The sequence below is a fragment of the Imperialibacter sp. genome, assembly GCF_048007035.1.
Classification (GTDB): domain Bacteria; phylum Bacteroidota; class Bacteroidia; order Cytophagales; family Cyclobacteriaceae; genus Imperialibacter.
The window spans coordinates 3,217,880-3,240,742 of the sequence record NZ_CP180355.1 but is presented as its reverse complement, the minus strand read 5'-3'; the positions used below and the strand labels follow the sequence as shown (position 1 = coordinate 3,240,742).

The following is a 22,863-nucleotide window of genomic DNA, read 5'->3' as shown; positions in this document are numbered from 1 at the left end:
CTATGCCTGAAATCAGGTGGTTATTTGCCCGAGTACCACCATGTTCTCCAGTGTTGGTGACTCCAGCCCTCCTTTGGGCTCAAGGGTGATGGCAAACGCTACAGCTCCTTTGATGTTCTTCATCTTCACAAGACTATTGGGGTTAGTAAAATCAATCACCCCCATGTCAACTGGCTTACCCTCCACAATGGCCCAAAGCTGATAATCCTGCTGATCGCCAGGCGTACCCAAATTACCCAGGTCAAGGTAGACCTCTTCCGAGGCCGTGTTCCAATAAACAAACAATTGAAGGTTGGAGTCTTCTTTTGTGGCGTTCAGTTGAATTCTCCTGGTGCTTTCGTCTGTGGCAAGGGCCAGCATTTGCTCGTTTTGGTCAAGCGAATTCTTCACCTGGTCAAGCTCCTGCGCCATCATGCTGTTCTGGGCAACCAGGGCTTCGTACTCTCCACTAACGCTGCTATATCTTTGAAAGTAGAATAGTGCTGCTGCAAATGAGAGTAAGGCAATGGTCACCGATGCCGCCATCATCCAGTTACTTTTTATTTCACCAGCTTGCTGAAGATGTATCTGCTTCCCTACCGGGGTAGACTCGGGAAGAGCGTCGAAAAGCTTTTGCTTAACTGATACAGCGGGTGCTATTCCAAGTTCCTGATCCATCAACTCCATCGCCTGCTCAACAGCCTCAAGTTCAGCCTTCACCTCGGGGTGCTCAGCGCACATACGCTCCACTTCAGCTTGCTCAGCTGTTGAGAGCGTGCCCAGAACGCAAAGTTCCAATATCCCTGACTCGATGAATTCTTTACTTGTCAACGTTTAGTAATTTTCTTAATAATTTCATTCCTGCCCTCAGCCTTGTCTTTACAGTGCCGAGAGGGATATTGAACTTCTCTTCAATTTCCGATTGAGTGTATCCCTGAAAGTACATCAAGTCTACAATCTCAGCCTGGTCCGGTTTTAGTTTGCTGAGCAACTCTTTTACGCCAATGCCATCCACTTTCATTTCTTCCATTGGCAGGGCCGCCTCAGCATATACGAAGGACTCGACCGAATCAGTTTTACCTGACTGTGAAAATTCTTTGGATCTTGTTTTGTCAATGGCCAGGTTCCTGGCAATATTCACCATCCAGGTATACAGCTTGCCTTTGGCAAAATCGTATTTCTCAGAGCGCTCCCAATACCTCAAAAAGGCATCGTTGAGCACCTCGGAAGCTACCTCTTCACTTTTCACGATTCGGAAAACAACACCAAAAATGGCCTTTGAATATCTGTCGTAAAGATACTCAAAGGCCAGCTTATCCTTTTCCTGAATGCGGCGGACTAACTCTTCTTCCGGGATGATATAGACGGTTCTTCCGCTCAACTACGGGTCTGTTACAGATGGATTACCTCGTCGTAAGCCGCTGCTGCTGCTTCCATCACCGCTTCCGACATGGTCGGGTGAGGGTGTACCGACTTGATAATCTCATGACCGGTAGTTTCCAGCTTTCTCGCTGTAACAATTTCGGCGATCATTTCCGTTACGTTGGCACCAATCATATGGGCGCCGAGGAGCTCGCCATATTTAGCATCAAAAATTAATTTCACGAATCCGTCGGCTGCGCCGGCAGCTTTGGCTTTGCCGGACGCCGAGAATGGAAACTTGCCAACTTTGAGCTCATAGCCAGCCTCTTTGGCAGCCTTTTCGGTGTAGCCTACAGAAGCCACTTCTGGTGAGCAGTAGGTACAACCGGGGATATTGTTGTAATCCAGCGGTTCAGGATGATGCCCTGCAATTTTCTCTACGCAGATAATACCTTCGGCAGAAGCAACGTGCGCCAGCGCCTGGCCTTTCACAATATCGCCAATGGCATAAATGCCTGGGATATTCGTTTTGTAGTAGTCATCTACCAGCACTTTACCTCTGTCAGTAGCAACGCCTACGTCCTCCAGACCTATTCCTTCAAGATTGGTAGAAATACCTACGGCAGAAAGAACCACATCGCACTCAAGGTTTTCTTCGCCTTTCTGCGTTTTCACGGTCACTTTGCACTTCTTGCCTTTGGTGTCAACTTTGGTTACTTCCGAGTTGGTCATGATGGTCATGCCAGCTTTTTTGAAGATTCTCTCCAATTGTTTCGACACTTCCTCGTCTTCGAGCGGAACTATATTGGGTAGAAACTCTACGATGGTGACATCCACACCGATTGATTTGTAGAAGTACGCAAACTCTACACCGATAGCCCCTGAGCCAACCACCACCATGCTTTGTGGCTTTTTGTCGAGCGTCATGGCCTTTCTGTAGCCGATTATTTTTTCATTATCGATGGGCAATGCTGGCAATTCACGTGAACGACCTCCGGTTGCCACTATGATATGGTCAGCCTGGTAGTCAGTCTTCTTGCCGTCTTTGGCAGTTACTTCAACTGTCTTGTTTTTCTTCAGCTTACCGAATCCTTCGATGTGATCAATTTTGTTCTTTTTGAAAAGGAACTGGATGCCTTTGCTCATTCCGTTGGCTACATCCCGGCTTCTCTTCACCATGCCATCAAAATCTGCCTCGGCACCTTTTACTGAAATGCCATAGTCTTTGGCATGATTGATATATTCAAATACCTGGGCACTTTTAAGTAAGGCTTTGGTAGGTATACAGCCCCAGTTGAGGCAAATTCCCCCCAGCTCATCACGTTCTACCACACCTACTTTCATTCCCAGTTGAGAGGCCCTGATAGCGGCCACATAGCCTCCGGGTCCACTCCCAATAACAATCAAATCGTATTTCGTAGCCATTTGAATATGTTTATGTCAATTTTAAAATATAGTCTGGCGGCAAATTTAAACCGTTTGGCTGGAGAAAAAAATTTACATTATATATCGTATTTTCTTTCCCGAAGCCATCAGGCAGGTCATTTGTATAAGAGGTCTTAATATGCTTATTTCGACTTTACATGAGCACTCAAATGAGCCCGTATCAACGTCCTTGTTTGAAGGTTTTAAATAGAACCACTTTATAGGAAGGTAGGTTCGGAGGGAATTAAACAACTTTATATAATGAAACTATTGGAAGGAAAAGTCGCCCTCATTACCGGCGCTTCAAAAGGTATTGGTAAATCTATTGCAATGGCATTTGCTGAGCAAGGTGCCACCGTAGCTTTTACTTATCTGTCAAGTGTAGAAAAAGGCCAGGCGCTCGAAAAAGAGCTGTCAGCAAAAGGTGTAACAGCCAAAGGCTACAGATCGGATGCCAGCGACTTTCAGGCGGCTGAAGAGCTGATCAACTCAGTAGTAACCGACTTTGGAAGACTCGACGTGCTGGTAAACAACGCCGGCATCACAGCCGACACATTGCTGATGAGAATGAGCGAAGAGCAGTGGGACAAGGTGATTCAGGTGAACCTGAAGTCTTGTTTCAATACAGTAAAAGCGGCCACGAAACCATTCCTGAAGCAAAAGAGCGGCAGCATCATCAACATGACTTCCGTAGTTGGCCTCAAAGGAAATGCAGGCCAGGCGAACTATGCTGCTTCCAAGGCAGGCATCATAGGCTTCACCAAATCAGTGGCCCTTGAGTTCGGCTCCCGCAATATCAGATCCAATGCGATTGCACCAGGATTTATAGAAACAGAAATGACTGACGTGCTGGATGAGAAGATTGTGCAGTCGTGGAGAGATGCCATTCCATTGAAAAGAGGTGGCCAGCCCGAAGATGTGGCCAAAGCCTGTATCTTTCTTGCCTCCGACATGTCAACCTACATTACAGGCCAGGTGATCCAGGTCGATGGTGGCTTGTTGACCTAAAACCTTTGAATCGGTAATCGGCTTTGCAACCACACCGGTCACTCATCGCCGATTACCGGTTAACATAACCCAGCGTGCCGCTCACCAAATTTACAGTATCTTCCAACACCCTTTTGCGGTGCACTTCGTTATCATTGATGAGTCTTAAAGAGCCAAATGACAGAAAACAATAATTTACTGTTCGAACATTCTCCCTGGTGGATTTTGGCGTGCTGTGCTTTGGGTTTGCTTTATGCTTTTTTGCTGTACCAGAAAAAATCACCTGGTCAACACTGACAAACCGCATCCTTTTCAGCATTCGTTTTCTGCTGGTAAGCTTCCTGGCCATTCTGTTGCTCAGCCCTTTTCTCAGGCTCGTACTTAATCAGGTAGAAGAACCCATTTTTGTCCTTGCCCTCGATAATTCCACTTCAATTGCCAGCGGTTTAGACTCTACTCAGCTTTTGGCCGTGTCCAGGCAAGTGGACCAGCTGGCTGCTGCACTGGCTGCTAAAGATATAACTGTAGAAAGAAGGAACCTCAGCAACGAAGACCTTTCAAAGTTTGAAGGCATACCTTTTGACCAGAAAACAACCGACCTTTCGACACTTCTCAGAGAATGGCAAACCGAATTCGAAGGGAGAGCCTTTGCAGGTGCACTGATAATATCCGATGGTATTTACAACAAGGGCATGGCTCCCCAGTATCTCAACTTTACCGGCAAAGTTTATACGCTGGGCGTTGGAGACACAATTCCTGTAAAGGACCTCATTTTGAACAATGTTCAGTTCAACAAAATCGCCTATCAGGGAAATCTTTTCCCGGTGCGGGCAGAAGTAATTAATCAAGGCATTGAAACAGGAGAGTTGGAAGTTTCCATTTTAAAAGACGGGAAAATAATCAGCACGCAAAGAATAAAAGGCGGTGGTAGCGAGCTTCTCAACGCCGACTTTCAGGTGCCCGCCGAGCAGAAAGGCCTTCAGCACTACGTAGTTCAGGTATCGACCCATCCTGAAGAAACGATCCTGTCCAATAACCGGCAGGACATATACATCGACATTGTAGAGGGCAAAGAAAAAATCCTCATCGCTTCCGGCGCTCCTCACCCCGACATCAAGGCCCTTAAGGCTGCCATATCGAAAAATGAAAATTACGAGGTCAAAACCTACGTGCCAATGGTGGACAAAGAGCTGCCCACCGATGTGTTTGACCTTGTTATCCTTATCTCACCTTTCGAAAGACAACGAAGACTGGCTGCTTTGCTGGAGAGAGTGAAGAATGAAAACATGAGTGTATGGTATGTACTGGGCAGCACCACTTTGTGGGCGGAAGCCAACGACCAAAACACGCTCTTCAAGGTAGAGAGGACAAGAAATGAGTCAGATCAGGTCAGGCCTGCGTACAATGATGCTTTTCAACTTTTCACGTTCGAAAGTGAGTGGAAGGGCATAGTCAATTCTTACTACACCCCGGTGACAGTTCCATACGGTGACTATCAAATCAGCGGTGGCGTTGCTGTGGCGTTGTTTCAGAAAGTAGGCGCTATTACCACTCCCCGGCCCATGTGGTTTTTCTCGCAAAACCAGCTACCCAAGCAAGCGGTGACTTTAGGTGAAGGCCTTTGGCAATGGCGCATGCAGGAGTACTCGAGAACAGATAATTATGTAGCATTTGATAATCTCGTGCTGAAAACGGTACAATACCTGAGCTCTAAAGAAGACAAAAGGAAGTTTCGGGTGTACACCACAAAAACTGAATTTTTCGACAACGAGCAGATCATTTTTCAAACTGAAACCTATAACGACGTCTTCGAGCCTGTTTATGGCACAGAGGTGGAGCTAAAGTTGACCTATACCGATGGAAGCGTAACCAACTACAACTATACTACAGCGCCGGGAAATACCCGATTCCGGCTCAATGGACTGAAAGATGGTATTTACAGGTTTGAAGCCAGTGCCATGGTAAACGGGAACAGGGAGCTTGCCTCGGGTCAGTTTACTATAAGAAAGCTCGACCTTGAAAACCTACAGCTGACAGCCAATTTTAATGTTTTGAGAGAGTTGTCAGCAAGCACTGGGGGTAAGTTTTATGCAGCTAATCAGGTTGATGCTATGATCGCCGACCTGACCGCACTGCAACCAAAAGGCAGGATTTACAGCTCAGAAAACTACCTTCCGATTATTCATCTCTGGTGGATCTTCACTATCCTCCTGGTGCTGCTGTCAGCAGAGTGGTTTACCCGAAAATATTCGGGCAGCTATTGAGAAAGATCCTCATCACTTGACTAAACCGGGATTAATTTGAATAAAGACTACAAAAGCTTGGTTTGTGTCAGTGGCCTAAATAACCCTTCCAACTAAGCTACCAGCCACTGCCCAGGGCAGTCTTCATAAACCTTTGTAGTCTGGTAGTGGCAGAACTGACTGACCAGAAAATATTCGGGCCTCCAATAAAAAAGAAAAGCCAGAAGTGAGACCTCTGGCTTAGCTAATTCTATTTGAGTATTTACTTCAGTTACTCTTTTTTTTCTTTCTTCACTTTCTTCTTTTTCAGCGAAATCACCAACTGCTCGGCGTCGGTTACATGATCGGCAAGGATAACGTCCCCCTCCTCAATTTCACCTCTAAGAATTTCTTCAGCCACCGGATCTTCCAGGTATTTCTGAATGGCCCGGTTCAGCGGCCTTGCACCATATTGCGGGTCATATCCTTTGTCGGACAAGAAATCCTTTGCCTTTTCTGTGAGCTCCACCTGATAGCCAAGGTCTGTGATTCTCTTAAACAACTTACCAAGTGTGATGTCAATGATCTTATGAATATGCTCTCTTTCGAGGCTATTGAAGATAATGATATCGTCTAACCTGTTAAGGAATTCTGGGCTGAAGGTCTTTTTCAAAGCATTCTGGATGGTCGACTTCATCACCTCATCCATGCTGTTTTGTCTCGACTGAGTAGCAAAACCAATGCCCGCTCCGAAATCCTTCAAATCACGCACACCAATATTGGATGTCATGATAATGATGGTGTTTCTGAAATCGACTCTTCTGCCAAGGCCATCCGTAAGAATACCGTCGTCGAGCACTTGCAACAGGATGTTGAACACATCAGGGTGTGCTTTCTCAATCTCGTCGAGTAACACCACAGCATATGGCTTACGGCGCACTTTTTCTGTCAACTGACCACCTTCTTCATAGCCAACATATCCCGGAGGCGCTCCCACGAGTCTCGATACAGAGAATTTCTCCATGTATTCGCTCATGTCGATGCGCACCAACGAATCGTCCTTATCGAAAAGGTAAGTAGAAAGCACTTTTGCCAGTTCGGTTTTTCCAACACCTGTAGGGCCAAGGAAAACAAAGGAACCGATTGGCTTCTTAGGATCCTTCAAACCTACTCTGGTACGCTGAATAGACCTTACGAGCTTCTTGATAGCCTCTTCCTGACCAATTACTTTGCCAGCCAGCTCTTCACCCATTTTCAGCAATTTGTTACCCTCCTTCTGGGCTACCCTGCTTGCAGGAATGCCGGTCATCATGGCTATTACTTCCGCTACGCTTTCCTCGTCCACTGCATAACGCTTCGATTTAGTCTCTTCTTCCCAGCGAGTCTTGGCATTTTCCAACTCCTCTATCAGCTTCTTCTCCTTGTCTCTTAGCTGTGCTGCCTCCTCGTACTTCTGGCTTTTTACCACCCTGTTTTTTTCCTTTTTCACATCTTCGATCCGCTCTTCCAACTGCACGATGTCTTCAGGAACATGGATATTGTTAATATGAACACGGGCACCAGCCTCATCCATCACGTCGATGGCTTTATCGGGCAGGAACCTGTCGCTGATATACCTGTCGGACAATGTCACGCACGATGCAATTGCCTCAGGTGTGTAATTCACATGGTGATGCGACTCGTACTTGTCTTTGATGTTGTTCAGTATCTGCATGGTTTCTTCCACCGTAGTGGCATCTACCATCACCACCTGAAAACGACGGGCAAGCGCACCATCTTTCTCAATATACTGACGGTACTCATCAAGCGTAGTGGCTCCAATACACTGTATTTCGCCCCTGGCTAAGGCCGGTTTGAACATGTTGGAAGCATCAAGCGAGCCTGATGCACCACCCGCACCTACTATGGTGTGAAGCTCATCGATGAAAAGAATCACGTCAGGTGATTTCTCTATCTCATTCATCACCGCTTTCATTCGCTCTTCGAACTGTCCACGGTACTTTGTGCCAGCCACCAATGAAGCAAGATCAAGCGTTACCACCCTTTTATTAAAGAGCACTCTCGACACTTTCTTCTGAACGATCCTCAGCGCAAGACCTTCTGCAATGGCTGTTTTGCCAACGCCTGGCTCACCAATAAGAATAGGGTTATTCTTTTTACGGCGGCTAAGGATTTGTGCCACCCTTTCGATTTCCTTCTCACGACCTACAATTGGGTCGAGCTTGTCATCCTCGGCCATCTTGGTCAGGTCTCTGCCAAAATTGTCGAGTACGGGCGTTCTGGATTTCTCCCCGCCTTTTGCCGCACCAGCTTCTCCTCTTCCGGCAGACCCGCTTCCGCTGCTGCCAAATATTCTTGAAGAGGAATCGTCGTCAGTATCATCAGTGTCTGACGATGCCAACGGATTTTCTGTTTGATATTCCAATAGCTCTTTCACGACTTCGTATGTTACGTCAAATTTCTCAAGAATTTGAGTCGCTATATTGTCTTCATCTCTCAGGATGGAAAGCAATAAGTGCTCAGTGCCGATCAACTGGCTCTTAAATATTTTGGCCTCCAAATAGGTGATTTTAAGCACTTTCTCTGACTGCCTGGTCAGGGGTATATTGGCTAGGTTTTTTACGTTGCTGGTGGCAGTGCCTTTGGTTGCCTGCTCCAGCGCAGTGCGAAGTTCCTCCAGAGAAACACCCAGTTTCTTCAGCAAGCCTACAGCTACACCTTCGCCTTCTCTAATCATCCCCAACAATAAATGTTCAGTGCCTATATAGTCATGCCCGAGACGGAGCGCCTCTTCCCGGCTTAGAGAAATTACCTCCTTGACTCTATTAGAAAATTTTGCTTCCATAAAATGGTATATCCTGTATTAGAGTAAAAATAATTTTTTAGTAGCGCAATTACTACTAATTGATGGTCGATTTGAATCTATTTAACAACGCCCTTCTCCCAAATGTTCAGTTCACAATTTACTAAGCTAATAAGGCCACTTTACTGAGGACTTCTTAATAATATGTAATGTATTAGGGCCTTCGCAAAAGATTAAATCGAGAATGGAGAGGTTAGGGACAAATTCGCTGCCAAAGTTTTGCTGGTACACAGCAGGCACGAAATGATCAATTTCCCCATTAGTGCTCTTGGGGCTAATTTTCGACCTCAAATCGGTAAAATCAAAATCTTTTGCCAATAAATATTTTTCTGACTGTAAAAATTTGTCTGACAGTCCGGCGCATTTCAGACATAATGACAGCAACTTTTCATTAAAATCAAGCAGCCTGTCTGTCGGACTCAGAATCGCCGTTTGAAAATCCTCGCCAAAAAATTCGAAGAAAGGCGACTTGCCATAAGCGGAAAGGATGCCCTTCCAAAATGGCCGTTGCCACGAAATGCTGTTATCAATCAACACTTCGTGAAAAGGGATTTTGGGAGCTGTGTGGCGCACGGGCACTGTCAGCGCCAGAGGGCCGTTGGCTCCAAGGACGATGCACCGGTTTCTGTAAGACTGCTTGATGTAGTTTTCATGCACATCGAAAATCACTTTGTCGAAGCTTTCCCAAACTGCGAAGTATTCAATGCATGGCAATAGCGGAAACTCGCAAACCACAATTTTTTCTGCGCCCACTATAAGAACTGGTTAAAATCTCCAAGCCCCTCTCTGATCACCTCAAACTCGTCGTCGACGCAATTGACAATAGTGCTGGGCACATTGTTGCCATAGCCGCCGTCAATCACTGCATCTACCAGGTCTTCATATTTTTCAAAAATGAGACCCGGATCGGTTGAATACTCAACAACCTCGTCCTCATCGTGAATGGAGGTAGTGATAATCGGATTACCCAGCACATTTACTATTTCCCTGGGAATATTGTGGTTTGGCACCCTAATGCCGACCGTTTTTTTATTGGCATGCAAAATTTTTGGCACCCGGCTGCTGGCCTCCAAAATGAATGTAAAAGGCCCCGGGAGCGCTTTCTTCATCACTTTAAAAACAGGCGTGCTCAGGTGGCGGGTGTATTCCGAGATATGACTAAGGTCGTAGCAAATGAAAGACAGGTTGGCATTTTTCATTTTCAGCCCCTTAATACGCAAAATTTTCTCAATGGCTTTCTGATTGAAAATATCGCAACCCATTCCGTACACTGTGTCGGTCGGGTAAATGATAACGCCTCCGTTTCTCAATATCTCCACCACCTGATCAATCTTCCTCATGTCGGGATTATCGGGGTGTATTCTTATCAACTCTGCACTCATATGGTTAGCTCTTTGCCTCCTTTAGAAACATTTTCCGACCCGAAAAGAATCTTTTTGCATCAAAAAATTCCAAATCCTGTTAAATACACTAAACTTTGAAGCCGCTAAGTTAACTGAAGTTAAACAGGTATGACAAAACGCAACGTATTGGTTGGGGCAATAGTGGTATTTTCCACCCTGGTATCATCATTTGCTTTTTACGCTTATCAGGTGCTCTTCACTCCCAATTTTTTAACTGAAACAGAAGGGGATAAGCCGTTCATTATTGAGAAAGCAGCTACTTTCAAGGATGTGCAAAACTCACTGTACGACAATGGTTATGTGACCGACCTGGTTTCCTTCAGCTTCCTTGCCAAGCTGATGAACTACCATGAGGCGGTGAAGCCGGGGTATTATATCATCCGAAAAGACATGAGCAATATCGAAGCCATCAGGATGCTGCGGGCGGGGCTGCAACAACCTGTTGACATCACCTTCAGCAATGTGCGCCTCATGAGTGAGTTGCCTGAGAAGCTGAGCAAAAACCTGATGATGTCGGAAGAGGAACTCAAGGCTTTGTTGCTTAGTGACTCGGTGGCTGAGGCCTATGGATTCACCCAGCAAACGTTCATCAGCATGTTTATTCCGAACACCTACGAAGTGTATTGGACCATTACGGGCAAGGCATTTCTGGACAGGATGCACAACGAGTACACCAAATTCTGGAGTGCACAAAGAAAGGAAAAGGCCGATGCGCTGGGAATGACGCCTGTGCAGGTTTCCACGCTGGCCGCTATTGTGCAGGCAGAATCCATTAAGGGTGAAGAAAGTGCCACCATTGCCGGGCTGTACCTCAACCGCCTGAAGAAAGGCATGCCCTTGCAGGCTGACCCCACGCTCAAATTCGCCCTTGGCGACTTCGCCATCCAGCGACTGCTTCTCAAGGACCTCGAGATAGATTCGCCCTACAACACCTACCGGAATGCTGGCTTGCCTCCGGGCCCCATCAACATGCCAACCATACAGAATATTGACGCCGTGCTGAACTACGAAAAGCATAAGTACCTGTATATGTGTGCCAGAGAAGATTTTTCGGGTTATCATGCGTTTGCCACCAACCTGATTGATCACAACAAGAATGCAAAACGTTTTCAGGACGCTTTGAACAAAGCCAAAATATTCCGTTAAATATGTATACCCACGAAACCCAGCTGAGAGTACGCTACGCAGAAACAGACCAGATGGGCTACGCTTACTATGGCAACTATGCTGCCTACTATGAAGTAGCAAGGGTTGAATGCATCAGGTCGCTGGGGTTCTCTTACAAAAAGCTGGAAGAAATGGGCGTGATGCTGCCTGTACTGGAGCTGCACACCCGCTACCTGCTGCCCGCCCGCTACGACGAGTTGCTGACTATCAAGGTGGTGATCCCCAAAAAGCCGACGCTGAAGATTCTTTTTCAATACGAGATATTGAATGAAGCTGGTAAGCTGATCAACCAGGGAGAAACTACACTGGTGTTTATTAACATGGAAACCAACAGGCCGATGCGCATGCCCGAGGTGATGGGGAAGCTTTTGGAACCGTATTTCAGTAATCAGTAAGGAGTATTGAGTAAACAGATTACTGAATACTCCCTACCCTTTACTTTTTTTCTTCCTGCCTATTGGCATATATCACCCAAACCACTACATTTGCAATCCGTTTGAAGAACGACCAAGTAAAGGAATGGCAGACTTGTCTGTAGATGCCTTGAAACCTCAGACGGAATTTTAATTAGAGGAGTGGCAGAGCGGTCGAATGCGGCGGTCTTGCCCCAAAGGGATCCCTTCGGGAAAAACCGTTGAACTGCTCAAACAATGTTCTTTACATACATATTGAAAAGTGAGGTTGATCAGACTCATTATTATGGTCATTCAAGCAATTTGCTTGAGCGGCTGAAAAAACATAATGGTGGAAAAGTAAGATCAACTAAAGCCAAAAGACCGTGGAAAATTCTCTACTATGAAGAATTTGAAACAAAGTCCGAGGCCTACAAGAGAGAAATGTTTTTTAAATCGATAGATGGTTATCGGTTTTTAAAAGATAAAGGTATTATTTGACCAAACACAGAGGAGTGGCAGAGCGGTCGAATGCGGCGGTCTTGAAAACCGTTGAACTGCGAGGTTCCGGGGGTTCGAATCCCTCCTCCTCTGCAAAACAAGAGCTGGACGAAAGTCCGGCTCTTTTTGTTTGTAGCTCTCCAAACATCACACAATTCACCGTTGAACTGCGAGGTTCCTGGGCGGTTCGCCGTTGCGATTCGAATCCTTCCTCCTCTGCTCAAACAAAGCCCTGGTGTATTGCACTGGGCTTTTTGTGTTTTTATGACCACAAGGGATATTGAGTTTAAATGGTAATCCCTCCAGATTTTCCGCTTGATCCCAAAAAAACAATTCGACGAAGGAGAATTAGGTTGGATAGGTTGACACTCCCCTCATCAGGGATCACAAAAGTAATCCCGATCCAAATTGCCTGATTTTTCATTTCAAGGAATCAGAGCCGGAACGAAAGACTCTGTCTTTTTGAAGCACCCTCCTCACTCCCCCGATACCCGCTTTAACCGGGCTTGATAGGCCTGCCAATAATTTCGTTTGGTGCTCTCATTCAAAAACGAGGCTGCAACTAATTTTTCTACTTTGTTGGACCCCGACCTCAATAGGTTAAATATATCTTTTGTCTGTTTTTCCGATATGCCGGCCTGTTCGGCCAAAGCGAAGAACTGCTGAAGGGTAGTGCCCTGACCGAACTTGGCAGGCAGCAGTCCGCCCTCCAGCGCAAACTCTTTATCCTCTATATGTATTCTGCTGTTTAGTAAATCATACGCCGGGCTCAGGCGATAGTCTCCCAGTGGAGTTTCCAACAGGGAAAAGTTTTTGAAGTGGGCATCTCCGTTAGAAAACAGATAGTTAAAAACCAGTACCCTGAACAATTTAGGTGCCTCCAGTTTGTAGGCGGGCACATAGCGTTTCATGAGCTGAAAAAGCTCCAGGTAGCTGCCCAAATACTTGTAATGCTCACCATGAGTTTGCGGCGTTCTTTCAGCCAGAGAAGCAAAATCTTCCTGAGCTCTTTTGCTTCCATCGTCCTTGACATCAAACCGCCTGGTAATGTAGGCTGGCGATCCATTCCTAAAAAATATAAGGGCATTCTCCGCTGTTTCTATGCCATATACCTGGCGGGCTATTTGCATCGTTAAGTGCTCATTGGCGGGCATTTGATCGGCATTCTTCCCGACCGACGGAACAGGCTTCAGGATATAGGCCCCCCTTTCACCTTCATTGACCAATCGGAGTTTGTTCTTTCCCAGCAGTGCCGAAAATTTCTCCTGAACACCCGAGATGGATATTCGCTTTGTATTTTCCTGGAATATTTCATCCGCTTCAGGATTGTCCGACGGAGACTCGTATGGCAGCACATGACAAACCTTTTTGCCACTGAAAACTCTCTTCAAACAGGTTCTGCTATAGGTATCAAAACCAGCCGCCAGCGTTCCCGGACAATATTTTATTTCTGGTAAACTCATGGCTGGCTTTCCACCTTAACAACCCTGATTGCCCCTATGGCATCTGTTTTTGCAGTTGCCATGAGGATTCCAAAATAATCATCAGCATCAAGCTTCATGTGATGGCAAACTACTTGCTTATTGGAGCCTTCAGGCAACATGTTGAAGAAAAAGGGGAAAAGATAGCTGGAATAATGTTCCTGTTGTGATTTGGGCAAAGTCAGACTGATAGCTGGTTTGCTACTATCCGCCATCCAACCATCAAGGTACCGGAAATTAAAGGTTCCGTCATCCTGCTGCGTGAGCACACCAGCTACTTGGTCCTTAAATAATATGTTGGCCGCTCTCATTTGCTATCCAGGGTATTCTTCACTTGCAAGCAAATCTCCATTCCCAGAACATCGGCAAGTTTTTGAAGCGTTTGGAGGGTGGGATTCCCCTTTCCAGTTTCAAATTGTTTGATGGTACGCAACCCCACACCGGAAATTTCTGCGAGCGTTTCCTGGGTAACCTGCATCATCTCTCTGCGATCTTTAACGATCTTATATATCTCTATAAAGTGCATCATACTGCTCTTTTCAATACAAAAATATGCTTTTCTCAGAGAAAAGCAACTAAAAGAGCTATATAATGCACTATTGAGTGTTTCGGTGGCCTGAAAACTGAAAACGTCATCCCGGTGTGCGCCTTCAAGCCCGCAGTGGCACATAAAAACACCAGGCCACAACCAGGGTTGTTTTGGTGAGTGTCTCCACTCACCAATCCCCTTACTCCCCCGCCTTAAACACTTCGTTCCCCTCATTCCCCCCTGCCATTAAGTAGGCCAGCAGGTCTTTCAACTCTTCCTCATTCAGCCTGTTCACCAGCCCGGGGAACATAAGCGAAATATAAGAGTACTTCGTGCTCACCACTTCACTCTTAGGAATAGTGCGGGTCACTTCCGGGGCAAATGGGTTCTGGAAAATAGTATAAGCGTCATCAGTTTCATTGGTCAGGCGCCCTACAATGGAGCTGCCATCTTTCATGGTAAACACAGTAGATGCATACTGATCAGACACTACCTTGTTAGGGTCGATGATCGCCTCCAGCATGTCTTTCTTTGAAAATCTCGTGCCCAGCTGGGTCAGATCAGGCCCAATGCCTCCTCCTTCGCCCTGCATGGCATGGCAGGACACACAGCGGGTGGCTGCAAACATATCTTTGCCTTGCTGAAAGTTTCTGACGCTTGAGTCTCCTTCAACCAGCGTCAGCGCCTCTTCTACCTTCCACTGCCTTCCTGGCCCTTTGGGTGCCGGGGCATTGTTAGCCAGGTCGTTTCCGGAATTGGTCAGCAGCTCACCACCAGACAGCTTGTCGTAATAGGCCAGTTTGTCCTTGGGCACATGGGTCAGAGCGGCCTGCCTGGCTTTGTTCACAAACCCAACGTAGCTCACGCCTCCCTTGTAATCAAAGGCCTTATTGAACCAGGCGAAATACTTTTCATGCATGTCCGGCGTCCAGCCGGTTTTCGCTTCGCTCAACACCGTAGCCAGGTAGGTTTGCTGCGCCGGTGGCACTTTGGACAGCATGCCGGCGATGTCCATACCATATTGTGGGTTTCTCAAAATAAGGTCGGACGATGCGCTGGCTGTTTTTTCTATCGGGTCATCCTTGGCATTTTCAAGCAAAGCGAGTGTTTTCTCGGTTCCTTTTGGGTCATCGAGGTACACCAAAAGCTTGCTAAGTCCACGGTTCAGCTTATTGGAGTTGGCTGGGTAGGCCTCATTCAAATAGGCCACGACTTGCGTTTTCACTCCGCCTGTTGGTGCACCCATTCTTAGCATCACCAGTTCCATGGCTCGCAAAAGATCAATTTGCTGCATTTCACTGAGCGCCTTATAATCTACCGATGCCAGCGCTTTCAATGCTGCATCTTTCTGGTTTTTATTGCCATGTCTGGAAAGGGCAATCATCGACTGTGTAAGTGCTACAGGCTGCTTTTCCGCCAGCGCTTTGGCCTGCCATTCGCTAACAAGCTGGTGCTCTACAGCCATTCTTGCTGCATAGCGAACAAATCGATCTGCATGGCTAAGATAAGGCCAGGCAAAGTCAACCGCCCCGGCCTGAGGCGCTCCATGGTAAGCTTCCAGCTGCTTTCGTATAGTGGCGGGTTCGGTGGCTGCTGCAACGGCAGGAGCTGCTACCGACTCGTCGCCTGAGTAGGTTACCCTGTAAAGATCCGACTCCAACCGACGACCTCCTGTGAGAAAATACAATGAGCCGTCAGGCCCGAAAATACCGTCTGTGAGCGGTAGCGGAACACCGGACAGAAATTCCTGTGGTTCGGCGCTATAAGATGCCCCATCAGGGCTCAGAAAAATAGCGTAGATAATACCGAAGCTCCAATCGGAAGCAAACAGTGCTTTCTGGTACTTAGCCGGAAACTTAGCATTTTTTCCGTGGATGAGGTTAGTGGGTGAACCCTGGCCAATATTGATCACAGGCGACAAATTGTCCGGATAGTAAGGCGACCACTTGCTGTTGCCCGTACGCCAGCCATATTCACTGCCGCTGGTCACATGGCAAATGCGGGTGGGACGGTACCAGGGCATGCCAAAATCCCATTCCATGTCCGAATCGTAGGTGAAAAGCTCGCCCTGCTCATTGAAAGCAATGTCATACGGATTCCGATAGCCAGCACTGACCAGCTCCCAAGTGGTTCCTTCGGGGTTTATTTTGGCGATCCAGCCGCCTGGCGCCATCCGGTCGTTAGCATGACCTCTTGGGTCCTTGATCAGTGGAAACAGGTTATCCTCCTGCCACACTTTTGGGTGTCGGTAAGCATCCATTTCCGGCACGTCGGTATGGTTACCAGCAACTACATAAATAGATTTTCCATCGGGTGCAAGTACCACACTGTGAGGGCCATGCTCGCCTGCTCCATGCAAAGACTTAATTAATGTGATCGATTCAAACTGATCGTCACCATCCAAATCCTGTAGCCTGTAGAGGCCGCTTGTTTTTTCAAACTCCTCATTGCCCCAGTGGTTGACCATCACATACAAACTATTGAAAGCATAGAGCAGCCCCTGGGCGTAGCCCATGCCTATTTTGAAAGCAGATGTGTCATTTAGCGCTGGCTTAAGATCGCCTACCTTCAGCCGCTCTATCCTGAGCGAGTCCCCCGACTCTTTGGCAGGGACTTCCAGTCTGTAGAGCCAGCCATACTGGTCGGAGGTGATCATGCGGCCCTTGTCGTCGAACGTCATAGCTACCCATGAGCCGTTTTCGTTTTCGGAAGGGCTGTACAAATGCTCGGCCTCAAAACCGGGCAGCAGCTTCAGCTTGGCAACCTTTGGATGAACAGGCTTTGTTTCGGCTTCTTTCTTTTCCTCGCAGGCAGAGGAAAGACTTACAAAAAGAGCAACAGACAATCCTGCTAGTATTCTCTGGGAAATGGTGAACTTCATGCAGTTTAATGTTAGGTGTTTAGGATAAGAACTAAATCTAAAAAATACTTTCAGATTGAACACCAGTTATTTGCTTAAAGGCGATAACAGAGCAAAGAAAAATCAAGCTTTGCCTGGATAGATGCGAAATTGGAGCAAGAAGCGGCCAGATTCGCCGATTACCATTTGGTAAACTTTCTATCTCAGTGCTAATTTCCTTTTCACTTTCTGTAATAAACCCAGTAGCTTCATCACTAATATTTAAATGCTATTTCAATCAGTCAACCCAAACAACTATAAGCCTTGAACATTCTCGTTACAGAACACATCCACAAGAGCTTTGGCGATTTCAAAGCGCTGGATGATGTAAGCATCACCATTCCCGAAAATACCATCTTCGGACTGCTTGGCCCAAACGGTGCCGGCAAAACCACGCTTATTCGCATCATTACGCAAATCCTTATGGCCGACCAGGGCAAGGTCATGTTTCATGGCCGGCCGCTGGAGCTGGAAGATGTGCACCGCATTGGCTACCTGCCAGAAGAGCGGGGTCTCTACAAAAAAATGAAAGTGGGTGAGCAACTGCTTTACCTGGCACAGCTCAAAGGAATGAGCAAAGCCGAGGCCTCCAAAAAGATAAAGGCCTGGATGGAGAAATTCGACATCATTAGCTGGTGGGGCAAAAACGTGGAAGACCTTTCCAAGGGCATGGCGCAAAAAGTGCAGTTTATTGCCACCGTGTTGCATGAGCCATCTTTAATAATTCTCGATGAACCTTTCTCGGGCTTCGACCCTGTGAACGCCAACCTGATCAGAGATGAAATCCTTGAAATGAAGAAAAAGGGCATCACCATTATTTTTTCCACCCACCGCATGGAGTCGGTGGAAGAGCTTTGTGACCATATTGCGCTCATCAACAAGTCGAAGAAAATACTCGAGGGGCCAAAGAAAGACATCAAGGAAACCTACAAGTCCAACACGTTCAATGTGCTCCACCATGGCAAAGTGAATGGACTGCCCGCAGACTTTGACACTTTAAGTACTGAGGAAGTAGAAGGGGCCATTCACTCGACCATTCAGATCAAATCGGCTCTCGGGCCTAACGATTTGCTCAAGGCGCTCATCAGCCAGGTGGAAGTGCATGAGTTTGTTGAAAAAATACCCAGCATGAACGAAATTTTTATCCAAAAAGTACAGGAGGGCGGCCATGAATAAGATATCACTCATTATAGCAAGAGAATACATCACCAGGGTGCGCAAGAAGTCGTTTCTGGTTATGACCATAGTGGGCCCGTTGCTTTTTGCACTGCTTATTATAGTGCCAACCTGGCTTGCCACCCGAGACGGTGACGAAAAGATCATTGAGGTTGTTGACGAATCCGGCTTATTCAAAACTGTGTTGACCGACACCGACGAGATCAAATACTCTTTTGTGAATGAAGACCCTGACGCCCTTAAGCAATCGCTTGAAGGCAGCGGGTATTATGGATTCCTGTACATTCCCAATATTGACATCGACAACCCGCAAGGCATTCAGTTCTATTCCACGTCGAAACCCAGTCTAAGTGTCATTGGCGATTTGGAATGGGGCATCAGGCAAAAAATTGAAAATATTAAGCTGGAAAAGTCAGGCCTCGATAAACAAGTGCTGGATAACCTGAAGGCGAACGTCGACATTGCCACCATCAGCATCACTGACCAGGGCGAGCAAGAAAGTAGCTCCATAGCCGCTACCGGTATTGGTTACATTTCATCGCTGCTGATTTACTTTTTCATTTTCTTTTTTGGCGCCCAAATCATGCGTGGCATTATCGAGGAAAAAACCAGCAGAATCATTGAGGTAATTATTAGTTCTGTGAAGCCCTTCCAATTGATGATGGGCAAAATAATCGGAGTTGGAGCCGTTGGTCTCACGCAATTTCTGCTGTGGACGCTTCTTACTTTTACTATTACCACAGTTCTCAGCAGTGTGTTTGGTTTCGAGCCACAGGCTGCAAATGGAATGGTAAATGCCCAGCCCGGAATGGCAGAAGTGCAGGCAGCGGCGGCCGATCAAAACGAGTTCGCTAAGATCATGACTGCCATAGGGTCAATCAACATCCCGCAGGTGCTCTTCTTTTTTCTTATTTATTTCCTTGGTGGATACCTTCTTTACGGCTCACTATTTGCCGCAGTAGGTTCAGCAGTCGATTCAGAGGTTGACTCTCAGCAGTTTATGCTCCCGGTTACGCTGCCACTCATACTTTCGATCGTTTCTTTGGGAGCAGTTTTGAATGAGCCGGATGGGTCTTTGGCTTTCTGGATGTCCATGATTCCGCTGACTTCTCCGGTCGTCATGATGATGCGGATACCCTTCGGCGTACCCATTTGGCAGCTCCTGCTTTCTGTTACGCTCCTGGCCGGTGGTTTCATGTTTACCGTGTGGCTTGCTGCCCGAATTTACAGGGTGGGCATTCTCATGCACGGCACCAAAGTGAACTACAAAGTGCTAGCCAAATGGTTTATGATGAAGAATTAATTAACGTCGTCACTGGATGTGGAATTGACGAACTAGAATTATCAGGAGGTTTTCAGGTTTCGCTCCCTTAAGGGCCAGGGGTCAATTGAAACCTGAGAACCTCCCCTGTAGCAAATTATTCATCTGGTGTATAATCAATGGATACTGCATTATGACACTCCCTATAAATGAGTTTCATGCAATTACCTGGCGAGACAATATCTGCTCAAATTTCCCGTATCTTAGCTTTCACTTATAGCCAAAGATATTCGGAATGCAGTACCCTCTGAAAGAAGCCACTACCCTCGAGTTTTATAAGGATAACTCCAACTTCAAGTGGGTAGTGGTTTTAATTGCCATCCTGATCAGCATCGGGTCTATCTACTACACCAACATAGTGGTTGAGAGTCTTAAGGAAAGAGAAAAAAGGCTTATCGACCTTTTTGCCAACACCCTGGAGTATACCGCCAATGAAGACGGTGAAGCCAACCTCACCTTCATTTTTGATGAGATCATTGTAGCCAACAACTCAATCCCGGTTATTATAGCAGACGAATTCGGCATCCCTTCGCAGTCGAAAAATGTTAAAAAAGCCGACGAAGCAAAAACGGAAAGAGAACGAATAAGAATCCTGGCAGAAACGCTCAAGGACATGGAGAAAGACCATGAGCCTATTGTGGTTACGCTGCGTAACAAAAACAAAAACTACGAAATAACAGGCTACAACTATATCTACTACCAAAACTCTGACCTTCTCAAACAACTCACCTACTACCCCTACATCCAACTGTCAGTTATTTTCCTTTTCGGGCTCATTGCCTACATCGCCTTCAACTCGTCCCGCTCCGCCGAGCAAAACCGGGTTTGGGTGGGGCTGGCAAAAGAAACGGCTCATCAGCTGGGAACGCCGCTCTCCTCGCTCATGGCATGGGTGGAATATTTCAAAACGGACGACCGCTTCAAAGATTCAGACATTATCCCTGAGCTCAACAAAGACATCGAAAGGTTGGAAATGATCACCTCCCGTTTTTCGAATATTGGTTCGGTACCGCAGCTCAACGAGGAAAATCTCTACGACGCCCTGGAGGAAACCATCAGCTACCTGCAAAAAAGAGTCTCGACCAGGGTAAAGTTTATTCTCAGCGCTTTCCCCAACAAAGACATCAAAGCCGACATTAACAAACCCCTGTTCGCCTGGGTGGTGGAAAACCTTTGCAAAAATGCCGTGGATGCCATGAGTGGCACCGGCACCATCGAAATCAAAATCCTGAAAGCCAACGAAGGCAAGGTAATGGTCGACATCAGCGACACAGGAAAAGGCATTCCCAAATCAAAAATCGGTTCGGTATTCCAGCCAGGCTACACCTCCAAGAAAAGAGGCTGGGGACTTGGACTAACGCTGGTAAAACGAATTATTGAAAATTACCACACCGGAAAGATTTTTGTTAAATCATCTGAGCTGGACAAAGGGACCACATTTCGCATCGTTTTGAAAGTTTAGTCGGGAAGGACAAAATCGCCTCTCAAAGCCTTATTCTAAGTGGTTCACAGATAAGCGGAAAAGAATTCAAATTCTTTGGAATCAAGATGGGAATCAAACTTGGCTTTAAAGGATTATTGGTTTAATTTTGCACTTCGAAATTCAAAGTGACATAATTCTTATAACACTCACAAAATAATGGCGAACACCGGAAGAATAACCCAGGTAATTGGACCCGTCGTTGACGTTAGTTTTGAAGGCGAAGGCTCCAAACTGCCCGAAATCCTTGATGCCCTTAAGGTTACCAAAGAAAATGGCCAGGTAGTAATCCTGGAAGTACAGCAACACCTGGGCGAAGACAGGGTTCGTACTATTGCCATGGACAGTACAGATGGTTTGAGCAGAGGGATAGTAGTAACAGATACTGGCACTCCTATTTCCATGCCCATAGGCGATGATATCAAAGGCCGTTTGTTCAATGTAGTTGGTGAAGCCATTGACGGCATCAGCCAGCCCGAAGGCAAAAAAAGGCTTCCAATTCACCGCTCTGCCCCCAGGTTCGAAGATCTTTCAACTTCCACCGAGGTGCTTTTCACAGGAATCAAAGTAATCGACCTTATCGAGCCTTATTCAAAAGGTGGTAAAATTGGTTTGTTCGGTGGTGCTGGTGTGGGTAAAACAGTATTGATCCAGGAATTGATTAACAACATCGCCAAGGCCTATGCAGGTTTGTCTGTGTTTGCCGGTGTGGGTGAAAGAACACGTGAAGGAAATGACCTTCTTCGTGAAATGATTGAATCTGGAATTGTAAACTATGGCGACGACTTCCTTCATTCGATGGAAAAAGGTGGTTGGGATCTTAGCAAAGTAGATAAAAAGAAATTACTTGACTCGAAGGCCACCTTCGTATTTGGCCAAATGAACGAGCCTCCTGGGGCCCGTGCAAGAGTGGCTTTGTCAGGCCTTACCCTGGCCGAGTACTACCGTGACGGTGATGGCACGGGCAAAGGAAAAGACATTCTTTTCTTTATCGACAATATCTTCCGTTTCACCCAGGCTGGTTCTGAGGTGTCTGCCCTTCTTGGTCGTATGCCTTCTGCGGTAGGTTACCAGCCTACACTGGCTACTGAAATGGGTGCTATGCAGGAGAGAATTACTTCTACAAAAAATGGTTCTATTACATCGGTGCAGGCTGTTTATGTACCTGCTGATGACTTGACTGACCCTGCTCCGGCAACTACCTTCTCCCACCTTGATGCTACTACAGTACTTTCAAGAAAGATTTCCGAGCTAGGTATTTATCCTGCTGTGGATCCTTTGGATTCTACGTCAAGAATTCTTTCAGCCGACATCGTGGGCGAAGAGCATTACAGATGTGCGCAAAACGTGAAGGAAATTCTTCAGCGCTACAAAGAACTTCAGGACATCATTGCCATCCTTGGTATGGATGAGCTTTCTGACGAAGATAAACTGGCTGTGTCAAGAGCTCGCCGTGTGCAGCGTTTCCTTTCTCAGCCATTCCACGTAGCAGAGCAGTTCACAGGTATCCCTGGCCAGTTGGTTGACATTAAGGACACCATCAAAGGCTTTAACATGATTATGGCTGGTGATGTCGATCACCTTCCTGAATCAGCTTTCAACCTGAAAGGAACTATTGAGCAGGCTATCGAAGCTGGCGAGAAAATGTTGGCTGAAGCTGCTAAAGCGTAATCTGA

Annotated in this window: 19 protein-coding genes and 1 tRNA gene; 10 read left to right on the top strand and 10 right to left on the bottom strand. The window is 46.6% G+C overall.

What is annotated here, in order from left to right; genetic code table 11:
- Positions 1 to 12: 12 nt before the first annotated feature.
- Genes ACMVP2_RS13995 through lpdA form a run of 3 tightly spaced genes read right to left on the bottom strand, consistent with a single transcriptional unit; the run spans position 13 to position 2,766 of the window.
- Positions 13 to 810 carry an anti-sigma factor domain-containing protein gene (locus ACMVP2_RS13995; RefSeq protein ID WP_416868094.1) on the bottom strand — a complete coding sequence of 266 codons (798 nt, stop codon included), beginning with the start codon at positions 808 to 810 and terminating at the stop codon, positions 13 to 15.
- The gene (locus ACMVP2_RS13990) at positions 800 to 1,360 is read right to left on the bottom strand and encodes an RNA polymerase sigma factor (RefSeq protein ID WP_416868093.1); all 561 of its coding nucleotides are present in this window, start codon (positions 1,358 to 1,360) and stop codon (positions 800 to 802) included. The genes ACMVP2_RS13995 and ACMVP2_RS13990 overlap by 11 nt, the downstream gene beginning before the upstream one ends.
- 11 nt (positions 1,361 to 1,371) lie before the next feature.
- Positions 1,372 to 2,766: a dihydrolipoyl dehydrogenase gene (lpdA, locus tag ACMVP2_RS13985; protein WP_317489502.1), complete on the bottom strand. Its 1,395-nt coding sequence runs from the start codon at positions 2,764 to 2,766 to the stop codon at positions 1,372 to 1,374.
- A gap of 261 nt (positions 2,767 to 3,027) precedes the next feature.
- On the opposite strand from lpdA, the gene fabG reads away from it, so the two are divergent.
- Positions 3,028 to 3,774, top strand: a complete 747-nt coding sequence (fabG, locus tag ACMVP2_RS13980; protein WP_339784897.1) for a 3-oxoacyl-[acyl-carrier-protein] reductase — start codon at positions 3,028 to 3,030, stop codon at positions 3,772 to 3,774.
- A gap of 197 nt (positions 3,775 to 3,971) precedes the next feature.
- The gene (locus ACMVP2_RS13975) at positions 3,972 to 6,017 is read left to right on the top strand and encodes a hypothetical protein (RefSeq protein ID WP_416868092.1); all 2,046 of its coding nucleotides are present in this window, start codon (positions 3,972 to 3,974) and stop codon (positions 6,015 to 6,017) included.
- A 250-nt stretch (positions 6,018 to 6,267) separates the two neighbouring features.
- Here ACMVP2_RS13975 and ACMVP2_RS13970 read toward each other — a convergent pair whose 3' ends face one another.
- From ACMVP2_RS13970 to ACMVP2_RS13960, 3 genes are all read right to left on the bottom strand, one after another.
- Positions 6,268 to 8,820 (bottom strand): ATP-dependent Clp protease ATP-binding subunit, encoded by a 2,553-nt coding sequence (locus ACMVP2_RS13970; protein ID WP_339784893.1) that lies wholly within the window; start codon positions 8,818 to 8,820, stop codon positions 6,268 to 6,270.
- Positions 8,821 to 8,946: 126 nt separating this feature from the next.
- On the bottom strand, positions 8,947 to 9,591 hold the full coding sequence (locus tag ACMVP2_RS13965; RefSeq protein ID WP_416868091.1) for a WbqC family protein: 645 nt from the start codon (positions 9,589 to 9,591) through the stop codon (positions 8,947 to 8,949).
- Positions 9,591 to 10,220: an L-threonylcarbamoyladenylate synthase gene (locus tag ACMVP2_RS13960; RefSeq protein ID WP_151996317.1), complete on the bottom strand. Its 630-nt coding sequence runs from the start codon at positions 10,218 to 10,220 to the stop codon at positions 9,591 to 9,593. Before ACMVP2_RS13960 ends, ACMVP2_RS13965 begins: the two co-directional genes overlap by 1 nt.
- Before the next feature lie 129 nt (positions 10,221 to 10,349).
- Here ACMVP2_RS13960 and mltG point away from each other — a divergent pair, with 129 nt between their 5' ends.
- The 4 genes from mltG to ACMVP2_RS13940 all read left to right on the top strand — a co-directional run bounded on the left by mltG (position 10,350) and on the right by ACMVP2_RS13940 (position 12,394).
- A complete protein-coding gene (gene mltG / locus ACMVP2_RS13955) occupies positions 10,350 to 11,387 on the top strand; it encodes an endolytic transglycosylase MltG (protein ID WP_416868090.1) in 1,038 nt (345 codons plus the stop codon).
- A 2-nt stretch (positions 11,388 to 11,389) separates the two neighbouring features.
- The gene (locus ACMVP2_RS13950) at positions 11,390 to 11,803 is read left to right on the top strand and encodes a thioesterase family protein (RefSeq protein WP_339784887.1); all 414 of its coding nucleotides are present in this window, start codon (positions 11,390 to 11,392) and stop codon (positions 11,801 to 11,803) included.
- A 255-nt stretch (positions 11,804 to 12,058) separates the two neighbouring features.
- Positions 12,059 to 12,301: a GIY-YIG nuclease family protein gene (locus tag ACMVP2_RS13945; RefSeq protein ID WP_339815524.1), complete on the top strand. Its 243-nt coding sequence runs from the start codon at positions 12,059 to 12,061 to the stop codon at positions 12,299 to 12,301.
- 8 nt (positions 12,302 to 12,309) lie between these two features.
- Positions 12,310 to 12,394, top strand: a tRNA-Ser gene (locus tag ACMVP2_RS13940).
- Between the two features lie 383 nt (positions 12,395 to 12,777).
- On the opposite strand, the gene ACMVP2_RS13935 is transcribed toward ACMVP2_RS13940, so the two are convergent.
- The 4 genes from ACMVP2_RS13935 to ACMVP2_RS13920 form a co-directional block, all read right to left on the bottom strand.
- Positions 12,778 to 13,764 carry a type II toxin-antitoxin system HipA family toxin gene (locus ACMVP2_RS13935; protein ID WP_416868089.1) on the bottom strand — a complete coding sequence of 329 codons (987 nt, stop codon included), beginning with the start codon at positions 13,762 to 13,764 and terminating at the stop codon, positions 12,778 to 12,780.
- Entirely contained in the window at positions 13,761 to 14,093 is a 333-nt protein-coding gene (locus tag ACMVP2_RS13930; RefSeq protein WP_416868088.1) for a HipA N-terminal domain-containing protein, read from the bottom strand. Before ACMVP2_RS13930 ends, ACMVP2_RS13935 begins: the two co-directional genes overlap by 4 nt.
- Entirely contained in the window at positions 14,090 to 14,311 is a 222-nt protein-coding gene (locus ACMVP2_RS13925; RefSeq protein WP_339784879.1) for a helix-turn-helix domain-containing protein, read from the bottom strand. Before ACMVP2_RS13925 ends, ACMVP2_RS13930 begins: the two co-directional genes overlap by 4 nt.
- A 199-nt stretch (positions 14,312 to 14,510) precedes the next feature.
- The gene (locus ACMVP2_RS13920) at positions 14,511 to 17,192 is read right to left on the bottom strand and encodes a c-type cytochrome (protein WP_416868087.1); all 2,682 of its coding nucleotides are present in this window, start codon (positions 17,190 to 17,192) and stop codon (positions 14,511 to 14,513) included.
- A gap of 282 nt (positions 17,193 to 17,474) precedes the next feature.
- Between ACMVP2_RS13920 and ACMVP2_RS13915 the strand changes: the two genes are divergently transcribed.
- From ACMVP2_RS13915 to atpD, 4 genes are all read left to right on the top strand, one after another.
- Positions 17,475 to 18,386 (top strand): ATP-binding cassette domain-containing protein, encoded by a 912-nt coding sequence (locus ACMVP2_RS13915; protein WP_350073480.1) that lies wholly within the window; start codon positions 17,475 to 17,477, stop codon positions 18,384 to 18,386.
- Positions 18,379 to 19,689: an ABC transporter permease gene (locus tag ACMVP2_RS13910; protein WP_416868086.1), complete on the top strand. Its 1,311-nt coding sequence runs from the start codon at positions 18,379 to 18,381 to the stop codon at positions 19,687 to 19,689. The genes ACMVP2_RS13915 and ACMVP2_RS13910 overlap by 8 nt, the downstream gene beginning before the upstream one ends.
- Before the next feature lie 253 nt (positions 19,690 to 19,942).
- The gene (locus ACMVP2_RS13905; protein ID WP_416868085.1) at positions 19,943 to 21,169 is read left to right on the top strand and encodes a sensor histidine kinase; all 1,227 of its coding nucleotides are present in this window, start codon (positions 19,943 to 19,945) and stop codon (positions 21,167 to 21,169) included.
- 177 nt (positions 21,170 to 21,346) lie between these two features.
- Complete coding sequence (gene atpD / locus ACMVP2_RS13900; protein ID WP_416868084.1) at positions 21,347 to 22,858, top strand: F0F1 ATP synthase subunit beta; 1,512 nt, start codon at positions 21,347 to 21,349, stop codon at positions 22,856 to 22,858.
- Positions 22,859 to 22,863: the final 5 nt, after the last annotated feature.